Source organism: Micromonospora chaiyaphumensis, from assembly GCF_900091435.1.
Taxonomy (GTDB): Bacteria; Actinomycetota; Actinomycetes; order Mycobacteriales; family Micromonosporaceae; genus Micromonospora; species Micromonospora chaiyaphumensis.
This window is the reverse complement of sequence record NZ_FMCS01000011.1, coordinates 104,746-122,103: the sequence shown is the minus strand read 5'-3', so window position 1 is coordinate 122,103 and position 17,358 is coordinate 104,746. Positions and strand designations below refer to the sequence as shown.

The window sequence follows — 17,358 nt, the reverse complement described above, 5'->3', positions numbered from 1 at the left end:
CGGCCGGTCCGGACTCCGGTGTCATCCGGCGCGTGACGGTTCGCTCACCTGGGCAGTGCCCCACCCGGACCTGACGCAAACCATCGTGTCCGCGCAGCCGGCGCAGGGCCGGACGAACCACCCGAACGCGCCGGGGGCCGGGTGCCACCCGGGGGTGCGCCGGCCCGCTACCCTGGGTCGGCGGATCGGCCGGGCCGCCCCGGCCGGTCGACCGGTGGGGACCCGCGCCGCGGGGAAAAATAGGAGCCCGAAGGTCCGGATTGGGATGCCCAGGTGTGCCCAGTGCGCGAATTGCTCATCCCGAGGGGTGGCGACCGAGGCCGTCGGAGGAATACTCTCGGTCGCGGCCCGCGTACTGATGAGGCGCCCGTACGGGCGAGTGGAGGTGCTCGCGTGAGCCTGTCGATCGTGAAGTCGGTGCTGCCGGGTGGTGTGGTCCAGATCGCCCCGCGAGGGGAGATCGACGTCGACACCGCGTACGAGGTGCGGGAAGCGATCGCCGAGGTGCTCGCGAAGGGCCGCCCCTCCCGGATCGAGCTGAACATGCGGCTCGTCACCTTCATCGACTCCGTCGGCATCAGCGCCATGGTCGCCGGCTTCCAGACCTGCGAGGTCAGCGGCGTCAAGCTGGTCGTCACCGAGCCGAGCCGGTTCGTGCACCGCCAGCTCTGGGTGACCGGCCTGCTGGGCCTGTTCGGCGCGCCCGAGCCCTGGTTCGCCGACGCCGCCCCCGAGGTGCTCCCCGGCGCCTGACGCGCCCACCCCTCACCGCTCGCCGACCTGCCGTGCGGCCTGGGACTTTCGACCCGTTGCGAGCCTGGCTCCGGTACGGGACGATCGTGCCGACCCACGACGGCGAAGGGGTGCCGCTTGCTCAGCAGCGACAGCTTCAGCTACACCGTGCAGGCCCGGTGCACGCGGGCGCACGCGGTGGCCCTGCTCGGCGACCTGAGCCGGCAGGGCGAGCTGCATCCGCTGATCGTCCGGGTCCGCCAACTGCCGCCCCGCCCGGGCGCGCTGGCGAGCTACGCGATCACCGACCGGCTGGAGCTCGGCCCGCTGCACTTCCCGGTCACCTACCAGGCGGACGTGCTGATCGCCAACGAGGACGAGGTCGTGACCGTGGCCCGGCAGCAGCCGGCCACCACGGTGCGTAACCACACCCGGCTGCGCGACGAGCCCGACGGGGTGGTGCGCATCGACGTGGAGATCACCCTCTCGGCGCCGGCGCCGCTGTTCGGCTACGCCTTCCGGCAGGCCCGGGCGGCCCACCTCGGCCTGGCCAGCCGGCTCGGCGCCACCCTGGAGGGCCGGGCGGCCTGACTCAGCCGCGCCGCCCCGCGGCCACCGGTCGCCGGGCCGCCGGGCGCGCCGGCCGGAGCCGGCCCCACGGCTTGTAGGTGGACAGCACCGTGACGACGAGCAGCAGCGTGCTGGAGACGGTCGGCGCGACCACCAGGTCGACGCGCAGGTGGGTGTCGGCCGCCCCGGCCAGCTCACCGAGGTGCCGGACCGTGGGGGTGAGCAGGAGCAGCACCAGCGTGACCACCACGGTGGTGACGGCGAACTTCACCAGCACCCAGCGCCAGCGCAGCAGCCCCCACGGGGTGAGCAGCGCGCTGGCCAGCCCGACCAGCCAGACGAGCACGCTCAGCGGGGCGAACAGCCAGGTGACCAGCAGCGCGGCCGCCGGATAGACCACCTCGGGGTCGGCCCCGCGCAACCCGGCTACGCCGAGGGCCAGCAGCACCAGATCGACGCCGAGCCACCCCAGCGAGGTGACCAGGTGCAGGGTGAGCAGGGCCTTGCGCCCGGCCGGGGAGAGACGAGTCATGCCCTCGATGGTCGGCCGCCGGGTGCGCCGCGTCGTGGGCCGCGCGGCGACACCCGGCGTACGTCGTGGGGCGTAGGCCGGGTGCCGCCGGCGCGATCAGTACACCGACAGGTGCACGTGGTTGGTGTGGTCGCTGGACGGGTCGCCGTTGCCCCCGCTGTACGCCTTCCAGCCGCTGCTGGGCAGCCAGATCTGCTTGAACCAGATCACGTAGAGCACGGCGAGCGCGTCGGCGTTGCGGATGAAGTAGGCCGCCAGGTTGTTGCCGTACGTCTTGTCGCCACCGCTGGCCACGCCGCCGAAGCCGTCCTTCTGCGCCGCGAAGTCGCAGGCCCGTCCCTTCGGGTGCTCGCCCGAGCCGCTGGGCCGGTGACAGGAGACGTAGCGGGTGAAGCCGGCCGCCTTGGCCTGCTGGAGCGCGTGCAGGGTCCGCGGGGTGATGCAGCCGTCGGCCGGCGTCGGGTCGTTGACGCTGCACGACTCGGGCGGCCAGGAGCCGTCGGCGTTGCGGGGCGCCGGCTTGGCGTTCGCCGACGAGGTGCCCTGCACGCTGCCGCCGCCGCTGCTGGACGCCCGGTTGTTCGCCACCTCCAGGGCGCGTTCGGCCTGCTGCTTGCGCTTGGCCATCGCCGCGACCTGCTTGCGCTGCTCCTGGATCTCGCCGGTGAGCGCCGTCTGCGTGCGGGTGGCGTCGTCCCGGGTCTCGATGAGGTCGCGCAGCACCCGGTCCTCGTGCGCGGCCACCTGTTCCAGCGCCGCCGCGCGGTCCATGAAGCCCTCCGGGCTGCTGCTGCCGAGCAGCGCCGCGGCGGTGCCCAGCCGTCCGGCCCGGTAGGCCACCCCGGCGATCTCGCCGACCTTCGCGTCGCGGACGGTCAACTCGGCGTTGATCGTCTTGAGCTGGGCGGTGAGCTGCTGCTGCCGGGTCACCGAGCGGTTCAACGCGGCGCGGGCCTCCAGCCAGCCCTTGCTGGCCGCGTCGAGCTGGGCGCGCAGCGCCGGGGTGCCGCCCTCGTCGTCGCCGGGGGCGGCGGCGAGCAGGCCGGTCCGGGAAGCCGCCGAGGCGGGGGCGGCCGGCGCGGTCACGACGCCGAGGGCGAGCGTCGCGACGAGCAGGGCCGCCAACCGGGCGGCCGTCCGTCGTACAGGTGCCACTGGGGGCATTCACGTGTCCTTCCGTCAACCGCCGACCGGGTTAGCTGACGGGTTCGGGACGGAAGATCCCTACCGCTGACGCGGATGCACCCCACGAACGTGGTTCCCCGGCTCGCCCGTGCGGGCGATTAGGCGCTGGCCACCGCGGGCGCCGGTGAGCGCCGCCCGGCGGAGGCCGCGGTCGAGCCTACCGGCGCTGTGCCGGGCCGGCTCCGCAGGTGGGAGCCGGTGCTCCGGTCAAAACCGGCATAAGGGCACAATAGCCACTTGGATTTAAGATTGCCCTAATTACCACTCGACCGCGCCGCAGGCTCCCGGAGACGCTCCGGGTTCGATCTGCAACGTGGCGTGATCGATCGAGAAGTCCTCGTGCAGGGCGGTCCGGGCGGCGGTCAGCACCTCGCCGACCTCGGCGCCCGGGGCCATGGTCAGGTGGGCCGAGGCCACCTCCATGCCCGAGGTGAGCGTCCAGACGTGCAGGTCGTGCACCTCGGCGACGCCGGGCACCGCGGCCAGCCGGTCGTGCACCGCGGTCACCTGGAGGTGCTCGGGGGCGGCCTGCACGAGGATCCGGACCGCGGCGCGGCCGAGCCGCCAGGTGCGCGGCAGGATGAACAGCCCGATGGCCACGGCGACCAGCGGGTCGGCCCACCACCAGTCGGTGAGCGCGATGACCACGGCGGCCCCGATGACGCCGAGCGAGCCGAGCAGGTCGCCCAGTACTTCCAGGTACGCCCCGCGCAGGTTGATGCTCTCCTCGGCGCCGGCGCGCAGCAGCGCGAACGCGGCGATGTTGGCGAGCAGGCCGAGCACCGCCACGGCGAGCATCGGACCGGCGAGGACCTCCGGCGGCTCGCCGAACCGGCGTACCGCCTCGACCAGGACGTAGATCGCCACGGCGCCGAGCAGCACCGCGTTGGCCAGTGCGGCCAGCACCTCGAGCCGGTAGAGCCCGAAGGTGCGCTGGGGGTCGGTGTCGGCGTGCCGGGTGGCGGTGATCGCGGCGAGCGCCATGCCGATGCCGAGGACGTCGGTGAACATGTGCCCGGCGTCGGAGAGCAGGGCCAGCGAGCCGGTCGCGAACGCGGCCACCGCCTCGACCACCATGAGGGCGGTGAGCAGTGCGAACGCGCCCCAGAGCCGGCCCCGGTGCCGCTGCGCCGCGTTGGTCACGGCGCCGCTGTGGTCATGACCTGCGCCCACGCCCACACCCTCCCGTCCACCACCCCGGCCGGCTCAATCTATGCTCACATCGCTATGTGTGCAAGTGAAAGCCCGGGACGGGGAGCCGCCGTCAGCCGACCGGGTCGAGCGTGGTGAGCCGCTGGGTGGCCCGGGACAGCGCCACGTAGAGGGTGCGCACGCCCGACCCCGGATCGGCCCGGATCTCGCTCGGTGCGACCAGCACGACCCCGTCGTACTCCATGCCCTTGGCCTGGAGGCTGGTCACCACCTGGAGCCGGGCGCCCAGGTCGCCCAGCCACCCGGCCACCTCGTCCCGGCGCGGCACCGGCGTGATCACGCCCACCGTGCCCTCGACCTCCGCCAGCAGCGCGCGGGCCGCCGCCGCCGTGGCGGCGGGCAGGTCGGTGACGGGCACGGTGCGCTCGACCGGTGCCACCCCGGTGGACCGGACCGCGGTGGGCAGCGCGAGATCCGGGTGCACGCGGTGGATCTCCGCGGCCGCCACCGCGAAGATCTCCGCCGAGTTGCGGTAGTTGGTGGTCAGCTCGTACCGGTAGCGTCGGCGCCGGCCCAGCGCCTGGTCCCGGGCCCGCGCCAGCTCCTGCGGGTCGCCGGTCCAGGCGGTCTGCGCCGGGTCGCCCACCACGGTCCAGGAGGCCAGCCGGCCACGCCGGCCGATCATCCGCCACTGCATCGGCGAGACGTCCTGCGACTCGTCGACCACCACGTGGGCGTAGTCGCGGTAGTCCTCCGGGCGCTCCCGGGCGGCGGCCCGGGCGGCCCGCTGCCGGTCGGCGGCCGTGCTCAGCTCGCGGACACCGCCGGCCAGCTGGAACGGGTCCCGCTTCGGCTTCGCCCGCCGCACCGGCTGGCCCAGCAGCGCGTCCAGTTCGTCCAGCAGCGCCACGTCGGCGATGGTCAGCCCCTCGCCGTCCAGGCTCCGCCAGGCGCCGGTCAGCAGCCGGATCTCGGCTCCGGAGAGGATGCCTCCGGCGTACCGGCGCAGCCGTTCCGGGCGGGCCAGCCAGCCCAGCACGTGGCGCGGGTGCAGCCGCGGCCACCACGCCTTGAGGAACTCCCGGAACTCCGGCCGCTCGATGATCTCGTCCTCGAACGCGGGCTGCTCCGGCAGCCGCCCGATCCGCAGCGTCCGGGCCTGCGCCCAGAGCGCGGCGAGGACCGCGTCGAAGGCGGCACGGCGCACCTCGTTGCGGCGGGCTCCCCGGGACAGCGTCCGGTCCCGGATCGCGTCCAGCTCGGCCCGCTCCAGCCGCAGCAGCTCACCCCGGTAGAGCAGGCGCAGCTCGGTGGGCGAGTCGGGCACCGCGTCGCGGACCGCCCGCTCCAGCACCCGGCGCATCCGCAGCGACCCCTTCACGGCCGCCACCTCGGGCGGGTCGGTCCGGGTGGCCGACACGCCCGGAAAGAGCGAGCCGAGCGAGTGCAGGGTGGCCGTCTCCTCGCCGAGCGAGGGGAGCACCGAGGCGATGTACTGGACGAACACGCTCGACGGGCCGACCACCAGGATGCCGCCCCCGGCGTACCGGGCGCGGTCGGAATAGAGCAGGTACGCGGCCCGGTGCAGGGCCACCGCCGTCTTGCCGGTGCCCGGGCCGCCGGAGACGATCGTGACCCCGTTGCCGGGGGAGCGGATCGCCTCGTCCTGCTCCCGCTGGATGGTGGCGACGATGTCCCGCATGCCGTGGCCGGTGGCCCGGGACAGGGTGGCCAGCAGCGCCCCGTCGCCGACCACCGCCATCTCGGGCGGCGCGGACTCCGGGTCCAGCAGGTCGTCCTCGATCCGGGTGACCTTCTCCGCCGACGACTGGATCGTGCGCCGCCGCACCACGCCCTGCGGCTCGGCCGGGGTCGCCTGGTAGAACGCCGCCGCGGCCGGCGCCCGCCAGTCCACCACCAGGGTCTCGGCGTTCTCGCCGCGCACCCCGAGCCGCCCCACGTGCAGCACCTGCCCGGTCCGCAGGTCCAGCCGGCCGAAGACCAGCCCCTCGTGCTCGGCGTCCAGCACGTGCCGGCGCTGCGCGGCGTGGAAGACCATGGCGTCCCGCTCGACCAGCGCGCCGAAGTTGCCGACCCGGGCCAGCCGGTAGCCCTCCCGTTCGGCATCGGCGGCCGACCGGCGCAGTTCGGCCAGGCGGGCGTACACCCGGTCGAGATGCCGTTGTTCGACGGCGATCTCCCGTTCCAGGGTGGTCTGGTCGCTCAACGCGGGGGCTCCTGTGGTCAGACGGCGGGCTGAATGAGGGTACGGGCCGCCCACCCGGCCCCTGTCGGGGCCATGCCGCTGCCCGTCGCCCGCCCGTGCCGGTTGCCCGTTATCCGGGCGTTCCCACCCGCGGCCCGGACGCGTCCGCGTCCGTCCCGGCGAGCACCTGGTGCAGCACCCCGGCCACGGCGGTGCTCACCTCGTCGGGGCGTTCCATCATCAGCATGTGGCCGGCGCCCGGGCAGACGGTCAGCTCGGTGGTGGGCAGCGCCGCGGCGATCGACTCGGCGCACGGCGGCGGGGTGAGCCTGTCCCGGTCGCCGACCAGGGCGGCGGCCGGCAGCCGGCCGAGCGCCGCGAGGGTGTCCAGCCGGTGCTGGGCCCCGATCGAGGCGCGGAACCCGCCGATCGAGCGCAGCGAGGCGCGCGCCACCGCCGAGGTGACCAGCCGGATGTCGGCGGGGTCGCAGCGGTCGCCGAAGAGCATCCAGCGGATGCTCGGGCGGAGCGCCCGCAGCAGCGCGTGCGGCGGGCGCCAGGCGCCGCAGCGGGCCAGCACCCCGGCGCCGGTGGTCTCGGCGAGCCGGATCAGCCGCGCGATCCGCGGGGAGAGCCCATAGACGGTGTGCGTGTGCCCCTCGGCGGTGGTCGAGACGAAGACCAGGCCGGCGACCCGGCCGGCGAACCGGTCGGGGTGGCGGTGGGCGTACTCCATCACGGTCATTCCGCCCATCGAGTGCCCGACGAGGACGATCGGACCGGACGGGACGAGCTGGTCGACCACGGCGGCCAGGTCGTCGCCGAGCTGGGCCAGGGTGGCGGTGCGCAGCGCCATGCAGCTCGACCGGCCGTGCCCCCGGGCGTCGTAGGTGAGCACCCGGACCCGGTCGCCGAAGCGGTCGTGCAGGGCCGCGAGCTGGTGGTGCCAGCTGCGCCCGTCCAGCGTCCAGCCGTGCAGCAGGACGGCGGTGACCTCGGCGTCGACCGGCCCGGTCGCGGTCACGTGCAGGCGTACGCCGTCGGGAAGCCGCACCTCCAGGTGCTCCGGCATGTGCCACCTCCCCGGGCCGGCCGGTGTTCGTCACACCGGAGTGACCCGGCGGTAACACCGGCGTACCCGTCATGACAGCACGGCAACCGGGGTGGTGAGAAGATTCCCAACCCCGCCTCGCGGCGTCGGATCGGTGACCAGGCTGGAGGGCATGCCGCCCACCCCCGCCGCCCGGACGCCCCGGGCCGCCCTGGCCGAGCTGCTCGCCGGCAACCGGCGCTTCGTCAGCGGGCAGCCGGTGCACGGCCACGACGTCACCGCCGCCGCCGCGGTGGCCTCCGGCGACCAGCAGCCGTACGCCGTGGTGCTGGGGTGCATCGACTCGCGGGTGCCGCTGGAGGCGATCTTCGACCAGACGTTCGGCTCGATCTGCGTGATCCGCACCGGCGCGCACGTGCTCGACCGGGCGGTCTGCGGCTCGATCGAGTACGTGGTGGGGCAGCTCGGCGTGCGGCTCGTGATGGTGCTCGGGCACGAGCGCTGCGGCGCGGTGGGCTCGGCGGTCGACGCGCTGCGTACCGGGCGGCGACCCGGCGGCGCGCTGGGTTACGTGGTGGACCGGATCGCGCCGGCGGTCCACGAGGTCGGCGTGGACGACCCGGCCGCCCACCCCCTGGCCGTCCGGCGGCACGTGCGGCGCACGGTGGCCGCCCTGCGCGCCGACGACCTGCTGGCCGGCCCGGTGGCGGCCGGGCAGGTGGCCGTCGTCGGCGCCCTCTACGACCTGGCCACCGGCGAGGTGGCGCTGCTCCCCGAGGAGTGAGAAGACAGAACCGCCCGCCGGGGTGACCCCGGCGGGCGGTTCGTGGTGTCGCGGGTGAGGGCGCTCAGCCCTCGAAGACGCCGGCCTCGACGAGACGCTTCTCGGTCTTGTCCCAGCCGTGGTCCGGGTGGGTGGCGGCGAGAGTGTTGATCTCGGCGCGGACCTTGGCGGCGTGGCCGGCGGCGGCCAGCACGCGGATCTCCTCGACGAAGGCCTCGGAGTCGGTGCGCAGGTGCGCGGTCTTGCCGTTGGTCAGGTTGCGCACGTAGGCGTGCTTGCCGCCGTTGAGCGGAATCAGGTACTTGAACTCGCCCAGCACGCTGAGGGCGCCACCCTGGCCAGCCTGGCCGGCCCGGACTGACGCGCGCGCGGTCTTAGAGGTGTTGCTCGCCACGGAGGTACTCCTTGCAGACGTACGGGAGGACGGAAACCGTCCGGGGGCTGATGTGCGGTTTGACGCCCGGGGTGAGCGTCAGCCCGCGAAGACGTGCGGCGGCACAGAACCGCCCAGAGAACTGTACACGACCCCGACGCCTGGCTGGTCGTCGCGCCGTCAGGGAGCACAACCAGGTCAGCCGCTCGGGTATTTCCCGGCCCTCGGCACCGGCGAATTTTCCGATTCGGTGGCGCACCATCCGTCACACAGGTCATCATGTGTTCCAGAGGCCACTCGCGTGGACGAGGTCGTAGGGGAAGACGCACCTCGGCTCACCGGGAGGTCACCGTGCCAACGCGTGGCGTCGTATACGTCCACTCGACCCCGCTCGCCGTGTGCTCGCACGTCGAGTGGGCGATCGCGCGCGTCCTCGCCGCGCCGGTCAACCTGCACTGGACGGCCCAGCCCGTCGATCCGTCGGCGCGGCGCGCCGAGTGCGGGTGGACCGGCAGCCCGGGGACGGGCGCCGAACTGGCTGCTGCCCTCCGGCAGTGGCCCATGATCCGTTTCGAGGTGACCGAGGAGCCCAGCCCCGGGGTCGACGGCGAGCGGTTCATGTACGTCCCGGGGCGCGGCCTGTTCCGGGCCACCGTGGGCGCGGCCGGTGACATTCAGCTCGGCGAGGACCGGCTGCGCAGCATCATGGCCTCCGCCCGGGCCCCGGAGGCGCTCGCGCACGCCCTCGATAAGGCCCTTGGCACCGCCTGGGACGCCGAACTGGAGCCCTACCGCTACGCCGGGGACGGCGCGCCGGTGACGCTGCTCACCCGGGTGGGCTGACGGAAGGTCAAGTTGCCCCGATACGGTGGGGCGCGTGTCGATTTCCCCGCGTCGCACCTGCGTCGCGCTCGCCGCACTGACCGCGCTGCTCGTCTCCGGGTGCTCGGGTGAGCCCGAACGGCCCCGACCCGCCCCGTCGAGCCCGGCGCCGGCCCCGTCGTCGGCCGCCCCCACCCCGACCGGCGCCGACCCGGCCGCCCGGGCGGCCGCCCTGGTGGCGACGCTCTCCGACGAGGATCTCGTCGGCCAGGTGCTGATGCCCTACGCGTACGGCAGCTCGGCCACGAAGGTCTCGCCCGGCTCGGCGGCCGGCAACCGGGCCCTGGCCGGGGTCGACACCCCCGCGGAGATGGTGGCGAAGTACCGCCTCGGCGGCCTCATCCTGGTCGGCTTCAGCGCCGACGACCCCACCTCGGGCAACCAGGCCACCACCAACGTCGACAACCCGAAGCAGGTCCGCGCCCTGACCGACGGCCTGCGCGCGGCCGCCGGCCGGCTGCCCGCCGGCCCCGCCCCCTTCCTGGTCGGCACCGACCAGGAGTACGGGGTGGTCACCCGGATCACCGACGGGGTGACCCTGCTGCCCAGCCCGCTCGCCGCTGGTGCCGCCGGCAACCCGGCGCTCACCGAGGCCGCCTGGCGGGCCGCCGGCGCCGAGCTGGCCGCCATGGGCGTCAACCTGGACTTCGCGCCGGTCGCCGACGTGCTGGCCACCCGCAGCACGGTGATCGGCTCCCGCTCCTTCGGCGCCGACCCGGCGACCGCCTCGGCCCAGGTGGCCGGCGCGGTCCGCGGCCTCCAGGCCGAGGGGGTCGGTGCCGCCGTCAAGCACTTCCCCGGGCACGGCCTCACCGCCGCCGACTCGCACACCGACCTGCCGGTGGTGGGGCAGTCCCGCGCCGTGCTGGACCGCACCGCGTTCCCGCCGTTCCACGCCGGGATCGACGCCGGCGCCATGGCCGTGATGTCCGCCCACCTGGACGTCAAGGCGGTCGACCCGGGCACCCCGGCCACCTTCTCCCGCAAGCTCCTCACCGACGTGCTCCGCGGCCAGCTCGGCTTCCAGGGCGTGGTGATCACCGACGGGATGAACATGGCGCCGGCGAAGCGGTGGTCGCCGGGGGAGGCCGCGGTCCGCGCGTTGAACGCCGGCAACGACCTCATCCTCATGACCCCGAACGTGGGCCAGGCGTACGACGGGCTGCGCGCCGCGCTCAAGGACGGCTCGCTGCCCCGGACCCGGCTGGTCGAGGCGGTCACCCGGGTGCTGACCATGAAGTTCAAGCTCGCCGACCGGCCGGCGCCGGCCCTGTCGACGCTGGACAGCACCGCGCACCGCAAGGCCGCCGCCGACCTGGCCGCCGCCGCGGTGACCATCCTCCGTGGCCGGTGCGGCAGCGCGGTGGCCGGCCCGGTCACCGTCACCGCCTCCGCGGGCCGGGACCGCACCCGTGCGGCGCTGGCCGACGCGCTCACCGCCGCCGGGGTGAAGGTGGTGCCGAGCGGCGGCACCGTGGTGCACCTCGTCGGGTACGGCGACGGCAGCAAGGACCTGCGCGCCGACGCGACCGTGACGGTGGCCATGGACACCCCGTACGTGCTGGCCGGGGCGAAGTCGCCGACCCTGCTGGCCACCTACTCGTCCACCCGGGCGTCGATGACCGCGCTGGCCGCGGTGCTCGCCGGCAAGGCCCGCCCGACCGGCCGCTCCCCGGTGAAGGTGTCCGGCCTGCCCGCCACCACCTGCGGCACCTGACCGGGGCGATGCCGGGCGACCGACCCGGCCCCGACCTGCCCGACTGGTAGCGTCGGCCCCGTCCGCCGCCAGGGAGTCCGGGGGGTCGAGTGCCGTGACCGCGCCGCAGCCGGCCCTGTCCGTGGTGGTGCCGATGTTCAACGAGGAGGCCGTCCTCCCGCTGCTCGCCGTCCGGCTGCGCGGCGTGCTGGACGGGCTCGGTGAGGCGTACGAGGTGGTGGCCGTCGACGACGGCAGCACCGACGCCACCCCGGCGGCGTTGGCCGCGCTGCGGGTCGGCTGGCCCGAGCTGCGGGTGCTCCGGCTGCGCCGCAACAGCGGGCACCAGGCCGCCCTGCACGCCGGCCTGCTCCGCGCACGGGGCGCGTACGTGGTCAGTATCGACGCCGACCTCCAGGACCCGCCCGAGGTGATCGTCGAGCTGCTCCGCCGCGCCCGCGCCGACCACCTCGACGTGGTCTACGCCGTCCGCGCCGACCGCAGCCGGGACACCCGGTTCAAGCGGTGGAGCGCGGCGGGCTACTACCGCCTGGTCCGGCGGGTGGTCGGTGAGCAGGTCCCCGCCCAGGCCGGCGACTTCCGGCTGCTCAGCCGGGCCGCCGTGGAGGCGCTGCGGGAGCTGCCCGAACGCAGCCCGGTGCTCCGGCTGGTGGTGCCCTGGCTCGGCTTCCCCAGCGCCGAGGTGACCTACGAGCGGCAGGAACGCGCCGCCGGCCGGACGAAGTACCCGCTGTCCCGGATGGCCGGGCTGGCCGCCGAGAGCGTCACCAGCTTCTCCGCCGCCCCGCTGCGGGTGGCCACCTGGCTGGGCCTGGTCGGGGTGGCCGTCTGCGGGGTGCTCGTGGTGGTGGCCGTGCTGGCGTGGTTCGCCGGCGGCACGGTCAGCGGCTGGCCCTCGCTCTACGTGGCGATCCTCTTCCTCGGCGCGGTGCAGCTGCTCTGCCTCGGCCTGCTCGGCGAGTACGTGGCCCGGATCTACACGGCCGTGCAGGGCCGGCCCGCGTACCTGGTGGCCGCAGACAGCGCCGCCGCCCGCCCGGATCCCGCCGAGCTGGCCGACAGCCTGCGGTGACCGCCGTCGCCACCGGCGCCGCCCCGGCGGCCGTCGACCCGCGCCGCCGTCCGGCCGCCCTGCGCTTCGCCCCGGCCGTCGCCGGGTACGCCGCCGTGGCCGCCGTGCTGCTCGCCGCCGGCACCCCGGCCGGCGCGATCGCCCGCTGGACGGCGTACGCCGCGCTGGCCGTGCTGCTTCCCGGCACGCTGGTGTTCCGCGCGCTGCGCCGCCGCCCGCACACGCTGGTCGAGGACCTGGCCATGGGCGCGGCCGTCGGCCTGGTGCTGGAGCTCGTGGCATGGGCCGGGTTCACGGCGGCGGGGCTGCCCGGCTGGCTGCGGCTCTGGCCGCTCGCCGTGGTGGCGCCGTTCGCCGCCGTGCCCGGGCTGCGCCGGCACTGGCGGGTCCGGTACCCGACCGTGGCGCCGGCGGGGTGGGCCTGGTCGCTGGCCGGGGTCGTGGCCGGCTTCACCCTCTACCTGTACGGCTCGTTCCTCGCCGTCAACCCGGTGCTGCCCACCGACGAGGGGCAGGCCCAGTACATCGACCTGGCCTTCCAGCTCTCGATCGCCGGTGCGGCCACCCACCAGGTGCCGCCCGAGGTGCCGCAGGTCGCCGGGGAGCCGCTGCACTACCACTGGTTCGGCTTCGCCCACCTGGCCGCCACCAGCCTGGTCAGCGGGGTGGACCTGCCCACGGTGCTGTTCCGGCTCGCCGTGCCCGCGCTCTGCGCGCTCGCCGCCGTGCTGGTGGCCGTGGTCGGCTGGCGGATCAGCGGCCGCCCGTACGCCGGGGTGGTGGCCGCCGCGCTGCTGTTCACCGTGGGCGAGTTCGGCTTCGAGAGCGGCTGGCGTCAACTGTTCGGCAGCCAGGCCACCTTCATCGTCTGGGGCAGCCCGTCGATGACGTACAGCTGGGTGCTGCTGCTGCCGCTGGTCGCCGCGCTCGGTGAGCTCGTCGGCCGGGCCCGCGGGGTCTCCGTGCCCGCGCTGGGCCGCGGCGCCTGGGTGCTGGCGGCCGTCCTCCTGGCCGCGTCGACCGGCGCGAAGGCCAGTTCGCTGCCGGTGGTGCTGGCCGCGCTCGCCGTCACCGCCGCGGTGACCCTGGTGTCCCGCCGCCGGCTGCCCCGGAGGGTGCTGGTCGCGGCCGGCCTGGCACTGGCCGCGCAGGGGTTCGCCACCGCGGTGCTGTTCGCCTTCGAGAGCCACGGCGTGGTCCTGGACCCCCTTTCCGGGCTGCGCCCCTACGTGCCGACCGGCCGGCCGGCCGGGGTGACCGCGCTGTGGTGGGTGCTGGTCGGCCTGGCGTTCCTGCTCAACCTCCAGCTCCGGGTGGCCGGTGCGGCGGCCCTGCTCCGGCTGCACCGCGGGCGGCTGGAGCCGGTGCAGGTCTTTCTGCTCGGCGGCGCGCTCGCCGGCCCGGCGATCTACCTGCTGGTCGGCCATCCCGGCAGCAGCAACCAGTACTTCACCCGCACCGGCTTTGCGTTCGGGGTGCTGCTGTCCGCCTGGGGCTGGGTGGAGGTGGCCGAGCGGGCCGCCCTCACCAGCCGGGGCCGGTGGCTGCTGGGCGCCGGCACCGCGGGGTTCGCCGTGCTGCTCACCGCGGTGCAGCTCGACTCGGCGACCAGCTCGCCGGCCGTCCCCGCGTACGCCCCGGTGCTGCCGCTGCTGCGCTGGGCCGCCGTGCTGGCCGTGCCGGCGGTGCTGGTGTTCCTCTGCTGGCCGGCGCTGGTGGGGCGGTGGCCGGGGCTGGCCGGCCGGGGCGGGCTCGTGCTGCTCACCGCCGTGCTGGCCGCCGGGGCGCCGGGGCTGGTGCTGGACGCCGCTGCGACCCGGGTCTACCGCAACGGCGGCGCGTACCCGGTGGTGGCCATGCCCGCCTCCCGCGTCGAGGCGGCCCGCTGGGTCCATGCGCACAGCGCCCCCGGCGACGTGCTCGCCACCAACGCGCACTGCCGGGAGGTGGTGGACGGGTGGTGCGACGCCCGCTCGTTCTGGCTCAGCGGCTACGCCGAGCGGTCCGTGCTGGTCGAGGGGTGGGCGTTCGCGCCGCGGATGGTCGGCCGGCCGGACGGCCCCTACGCGCCGTTCTGGGACGCCGACCGGCAGCGCGCCAACGACGAGGCCTTCACGGCCCCCACGGCCACCGGCCTGGCCGCCCTGCGCGATCGGTACGGGGTGCGCTGGCTGGTGGTGGACCGGCAGGTCGGTGCCGAGGCACCGGCCCTGCGGACGCTGGCCGACCTGCGCTTCGAGAACTCGCGGACGGCCGTCTACCGGCTGCGCTGAGGGCGCTCCCGGTGGCCCGGGGCTGCTCGTCGCCGCAGCCGGCGACGTAGAAGAGTGCCTGGTCGGGAATCTTGGCAGGACAAATGGGACGAAGATCGGCAACCGACGACGCTCGCACAGCGTGATCCTGAGGCTGGGGAAGCTCGGTCACGCAGAGTGGTTGGCCGTCCGTTGCGGCTCAGCCGCTGGAGGGGCGGTGGGCGCGCAGCATCAGCGATACCCCGGGCAGCGCCCGGACCGGCAGGTGGCGCTCGGCCGTGACGACCGTGCGCAGCCCCAGGTTGACCAGCGGGTGCGGCGCGTCCAGATCCGAGCCGGTCGAGCGGCGCCGCCGCCAGGCCGCGACGGGGCGGAGCAGCACGTTCCAGCTCCAGAGCTCGTCGACCACCAGGCCGGCCTTCTCCACCACCGCCCGCAGTCCGGCGCGGTCGTAGCGGCGGACGTGCCCGACCGCCACGTCGTGTGCCGACCAGAGCCGCATGTCGGCCGGCACCGCGATGAGGGCCGTCCCGCCGGGGCGCAGCGCCCGCCGGATCTCGGCGGCCGCGAGGTGGTCCTCGTCGAAGTGCTCCAGGATGTCGAACGCGACCACCAGGTCCAGGCCGGCCGAGGGAACCGGCAGGTGCCGCGCGTCGGCCCGGACCACGTGAAGGCCCCGCTCGCGGGCCACCCCGGCGCCCTCGGCGCTGTATTCGAGGGCGAGGGGCCGCCAGCCGTGCGCCCGCAGCATCCGGGTGTTCCCGCCGCCGGCCGCGCCGATGTCCAGCGCCCGTCCCGGGCGGGTGCCGGCCGCGGCCAGCCGGCGCAGCGCCCGGCCCAGCAGGGCGCGCCGCTCCCGGTACCACCAGTGGGTGTCCTCCAGCGCGGCGAGCTTGCGGATCTCGGTCGCTTCCACGGGTGGGTGCTCCTCGACGGCTCGGCGGCCCTCACCCTAACGACCCCGGCGGCCTCGAGCCGGGCGCGCCGGGAAATCCGGGTGCGGCCCGGCGCGGGCGCTGGCAGGGTGGGCGCCCATGGGCGAGCGCGCGCAGGGTTTCCGCTACGACGAGCGGGCGGACGGCACCGTGGTGATCACCCACCACGGCCGGGTCGCCGGCACGCTGCGCGGCGGGCGCGCCGCGCAGTTCCTCGCCGAGGTCGGCGACGACCCGCAACTGGTGATGGCCCGGTGGACCGGCAACTACCGGCGGGGCAACGAACGGACCGCCCGGCAGCATCCCCGCAACCGGGGCTGAGACGCGGTCCGGGCCCGCGTCCTGCTGGGGACGCGGGCCCGGATTCGGGGTACGTGGTGCTCAGGCCCGGGTGAAGACCAGGGCCACGTTGTGCCCGCCGAAGCCGAACGCGTTGTTCAGCGCCGCGGGGATCTCCAGGTGACGCGCCTTGTGCGCGGCCACCTCCAGGGTGAGCCCGTCGTCCGGGTCGTCCAGGTTGATCGTCGGCGGCACGACGCCGTCCCGGATGGCCAGGATGGTGGCGATCGACTCCAGCGCGCCGGCCGCGCCGAGCAGGTGCCCGGTCATCGACTTGGTGGCCGTCAGCAGCGGGTGGTCGCCCACCGCCGTGCGCAGCGCGCCGATCTCCAGCATGTCGCCGACCGGGGTCGAGGTGGCGTGCGCGTTGACGTGCCGGATGTCCGTCTTCGCGATGTCCGCGTCCGCGACCGCCTTGGCGATGGCCCGGATGGCGCCTTCGCCCTCGGCGTGCGGCTGCACGATGTCGTACGCGTCCGAGGTGATGCCGGCACCGGCGAGGCGCGCGTAGACCCGGGCGCCGCGGGCGGCGGCGTGGTCGGCGCGCTCCAGGACCACCACGCCCGCGCCCTCACCGAGGACGAAGCCGTCGCGGCCCTTGTCCCACGGGCGGGACGCCTTCTCCGGCTCGTCGTTGCGGGTCGACATGGCCCGCATCGAGGCGAAGCCGGCGATCGGCAGCGGGTGGATGACCGCCTCGGTGCCACCGGCCACCACCACGTCGGCCCGGCCGGAGCGGATGATGTCCAGCCCCAGCGCGATCGCCTCCGCGCCGGTCGCGCAGGCGCTGGCCACCGAGTGCACCCCGGCCTTGGCGCCGAGTTCCAGACCGACCCAGGCGGCCGGGCCGTTCGGCATCAGCATCGGCACCGTGTGCGGGGAGACCCGCCGCGGGCCGGACGCCTCCAGGATGTCGTCCTGGGCGAGCAGGGTGGTGGCGCCGCCGATGCCGGAGCCGACGCTGACCGCCAGCCGCTCCGGGTCGAGCCCGGAATCGGCGAGGCCGGCGTCCGCCCAGGCCTGCTGCGCCGCCACGATGGCGATCGCCTCGGACCGGTCCAGCCGACGCAGCTTGACCCGGTCCAGCACCGTCGACGGGTCGACGGCGAGCTGCGCGGCGATCCGCACGGGCAGTTGCTCGGCCCACTCCTGGGTGAGCGCACTCACCCCGGAGCGGCCGGCGAGCATGGCGTCCCAGGTCGACGCGACGTCCCCGCCGAGCGGGGTCGTCGCGCCGAGCCCGGTGACGACGACGTCGGGGCGAGTCATGATCAGGACTGCGCCTCGATGTAGCTGACGGCGTCACCGACGGTCTTGAGGTTCTGCACCTCGTTGTCCGGGATCTTGACGCCGAACTTCTCCTCGGCCGCCACCACGACCTCCACCATGGAGAGCGAGTCGACGTCGAGGTCGTCGGTGAAGGACTTCCCCTCGGCCACGTCGTCCGGGTTCACCCCGGCAACCTCTTCGAGGATCTCGGCGAGGCCGGCGGTGATCTCGTCACGGGTCATTGCGGTTGGTTCCTCTCATCGGGGGTTCACTCGACGGCCGGCGACGCCGGTCGTCGCACCTCGGC

The 17,358-nt window shown here is 75.1% G+C and carries 17 protein-coding genes and 1 riboswitch; of the genes, 8 read left to right on the top strand and 9 right to left on the bottom strand.

All coding sequences use genetic code 11. The features are described 5' to 3' along the window. Positions 1 to 393 precede the first annotated feature (393 nt). Both GA0070214_RS26210 and GA0070214_RS26205 read left to right on the top strand, forming a co-directional pair. On the top strand, positions 394 to 753 hold the full coding sequence (locus tag GA0070214_RS26210; RefSeq protein ID WP_091269170.1) for an STAS domain-containing protein: 360 nt from the start codon (positions 394 to 396) through the stop codon (positions 751 to 753). Between the two features lie 117 nt (positions 754 to 870). Further along, positions 871 to 1,323: an SRPBCC family protein gene (locus tag GA0070214_RS26205; protein WP_091269169.1), complete on the top strand. Its 453-nt coding sequence runs from the start codon at positions 871 to 873 to the stop codon at positions 1,321 to 1,323. A 1-nt stretch (position 1,324) separates the two neighbouring features. On the opposite strand, the gene GA0070214_RS26200 is transcribed toward GA0070214_RS26205, so the two are convergent. The 5 genes from GA0070214_RS26200 to GA0070214_RS26180 form a co-directional block, all read right to left on the bottom strand. Continuing rightward, positions 1,325 to 1,834, bottom strand: a complete 510-nt coding sequence (locus tag GA0070214_RS26200) for a hypothetical protein (RefSeq protein ID WP_091269168.1) — start codon at positions 1,832 to 1,834, stop codon at positions 1,325 to 1,327. A gap of 96 nt (positions 1,835 to 1,930) precedes the next feature. After that, positions 1,931 to 2,998 carry a coiled-coil domain-containing protein gene (locus GA0070214_RS26195; RefSeq protein ID WP_091269167.1) on the bottom strand — a complete coding sequence of 356 codons (1,068 nt, stop codon included), beginning with the start codon at positions 2,996 to 2,998 and terminating at the stop codon, positions 1,931 to 1,933. A gap of 5 nt (positions 2,999 to 3,003) precedes the next feature. Continuing rightward, positions 3,004 to 3,134: riboswitch (cyclic di-AMP (ydaO/yuaA leader) on the bottom strand. Positions 3,135 to 3,277: 143 nt separating this feature from the next. After that, positions 3,278 to 4,192 (bottom strand): cation diffusion facilitator family transporter, encoded by a 915-nt coding sequence (locus GA0070214_RS26190; protein ID WP_091269274.1) that lies wholly within the window; start codon positions 4,190 to 4,192, stop codon positions 3,278 to 3,280. 91 nt (positions 4,193 to 4,283) lie between these two features. Further along, the gene (locus GA0070214_RS26185; protein ID WP_091269166.1) at positions 4,284 to 6,398 is read right to left on the bottom strand and encodes a HelD family protein; all 2,115 of its coding nucleotides are present in this window, start codon (positions 6,396 to 6,398) and stop codon (positions 4,284 to 4,286) included. 109 nt (positions 6,399 to 6,507) lie between these two features. Next, positions 6,508 to 7,449 carry an alpha/beta fold hydrolase gene (locus GA0070214_RS26180; RefSeq protein ID WP_091269165.1) on the bottom strand — a complete coding sequence of 314 codons (942 nt, stop codon included), beginning with the start codon at positions 7,447 to 7,449 and terminating at the stop codon, positions 6,508 to 6,510. A 151-nt stretch (positions 7,450 to 7,600) separates the two neighbouring features. On the opposite strand from GA0070214_RS26180, the gene GA0070214_RS26175 reads away from it, so the two are divergent. Beyond that, on the top strand, positions 7,601 to 8,212 hold the full coding sequence (locus GA0070214_RS26175) for a carbonic anhydrase (protein ID WP_091269164.1): 612 nt from the start codon (positions 7,601 to 7,603) through the stop codon (positions 8,210 to 8,212). Between the two features lie 64 nt (positions 8,213 to 8,276). Here the strand turns inward: GA0070214_RS26175 and GA0070214_RS26170 are convergent, their stop codons facing one another. Next, positions 8,277 to 8,606 (bottom strand): hypothetical protein, encoded by a 330-nt coding sequence (locus tag GA0070214_RS26170; protein WP_091269163.1) that lies wholly within the window; start codon positions 8,604 to 8,606, stop codon positions 8,277 to 8,279. Positions 8,607 to 8,936: 330 nt separating this feature from the next. Here GA0070214_RS26170 and GA0070214_RS26165 point away from each other — a divergent pair, with 330 nt between their 5' ends. The 4 genes from GA0070214_RS26165 (at position 8,937) to GA0070214_RS26150 (ending at position 14,529) form a co-directional block, all read left to right on the top strand. After that, positions 8,937 to 9,428 carry a DUF3145 domain-containing protein gene (locus tag GA0070214_RS26165; protein WP_091269162.1) on the top strand — a complete coding sequence of 164 codons (492 nt, stop codon included), beginning with the start codon at positions 8,937 to 8,939 and terminating at the stop codon, positions 9,426 to 9,428. Positions 9,429 to 9,453: 25 nt separating this feature from the next. Further along, a complete protein-coding gene (locus tag GA0070214_RS26160) occupies positions 9,454 to 11,184 on the top strand; it encodes a glycoside hydrolase family 3 protein (RefSeq protein ID WP_091269161.1) in 1,731 nt (576 codons plus the stop codon). A gap of 94 nt (positions 11,185 to 11,278) precedes the next feature. Beyond that, positions 11,279 to 12,256 (top strand): glycosyltransferase family 2 protein, encoded by a 978-nt coding sequence (locus GA0070214_RS26155; RefSeq protein WP_279615672.1) that lies wholly within the window; start codon positions 11,279 to 11,281, stop codon positions 12,254 to 12,256. Then, positions 12,253 to 14,529, top strand: coding sequence for a DUF2298 domain-containing protein (locus tag GA0070214_RS26150; protein ID WP_091269160.1), 2,277 nt, complete (start codon positions 12,253 to 12,255; stop codon positions 14,527 to 14,529). Before GA0070214_RS26155 ends, GA0070214_RS26150 begins: the two co-directional genes overlap by 4 nt. A gap of 178 nt (positions 14,530 to 14,707) precedes the next feature. On the opposite strand, the gene GA0070214_RS26145 is transcribed toward GA0070214_RS26150, so the two are convergent. Then, positions 14,708 to 15,424: a class I SAM-dependent methyltransferase gene (locus GA0070214_RS26145; protein ID WP_091269159.1), complete on the bottom strand. Its 717-nt coding sequence runs from the start codon at positions 15,422 to 15,424 to the stop codon at positions 14,708 to 14,710. 118 nt (positions 15,425 to 15,542) lie between these two features. On the opposite strand from GA0070214_RS26145, the gene GA0070214_RS26140 reads away from it, so the two are divergent. Beyond that, complete coding sequence (locus tag GA0070214_RS26140) at positions 15,543 to 15,764, top strand: hypothetical protein (protein ID WP_091269158.1); 222 nt, start codon at positions 15,543 to 15,545, stop codon at positions 15,762 to 15,764. A 60-nt stretch (positions 15,765 to 15,824) separates the two neighbouring features. On the opposite strand, the gene fabF is transcribed toward GA0070214_RS26140, so the two are convergent. Both fabF and GA0070214_RS26130 read right to left on the bottom strand, forming a co-directional pair. Further along, positions 15,825 to 17,051: a beta-ketoacyl-ACP synthase II gene (gene fabF, locus GA0070214_RS26135; protein ID WP_091269157.1), complete on the bottom strand. Its 1,227-nt coding sequence runs from the start codon at positions 17,049 to 17,051 to the stop codon at positions 15,825 to 15,827. A 2-nt stretch (positions 17,052 to 17,053) separates the two neighbouring features. Next, a complete protein-coding gene (locus GA0070214_RS26130; protein ID WP_007072348.1) occupies positions 17,054 to 17,293 on the bottom strand; it encodes an acyl carrier protein in 240 nt (79 codons plus the stop codon). Positions 17,294 to 17,358: the final 65 nt, after the last annotated feature.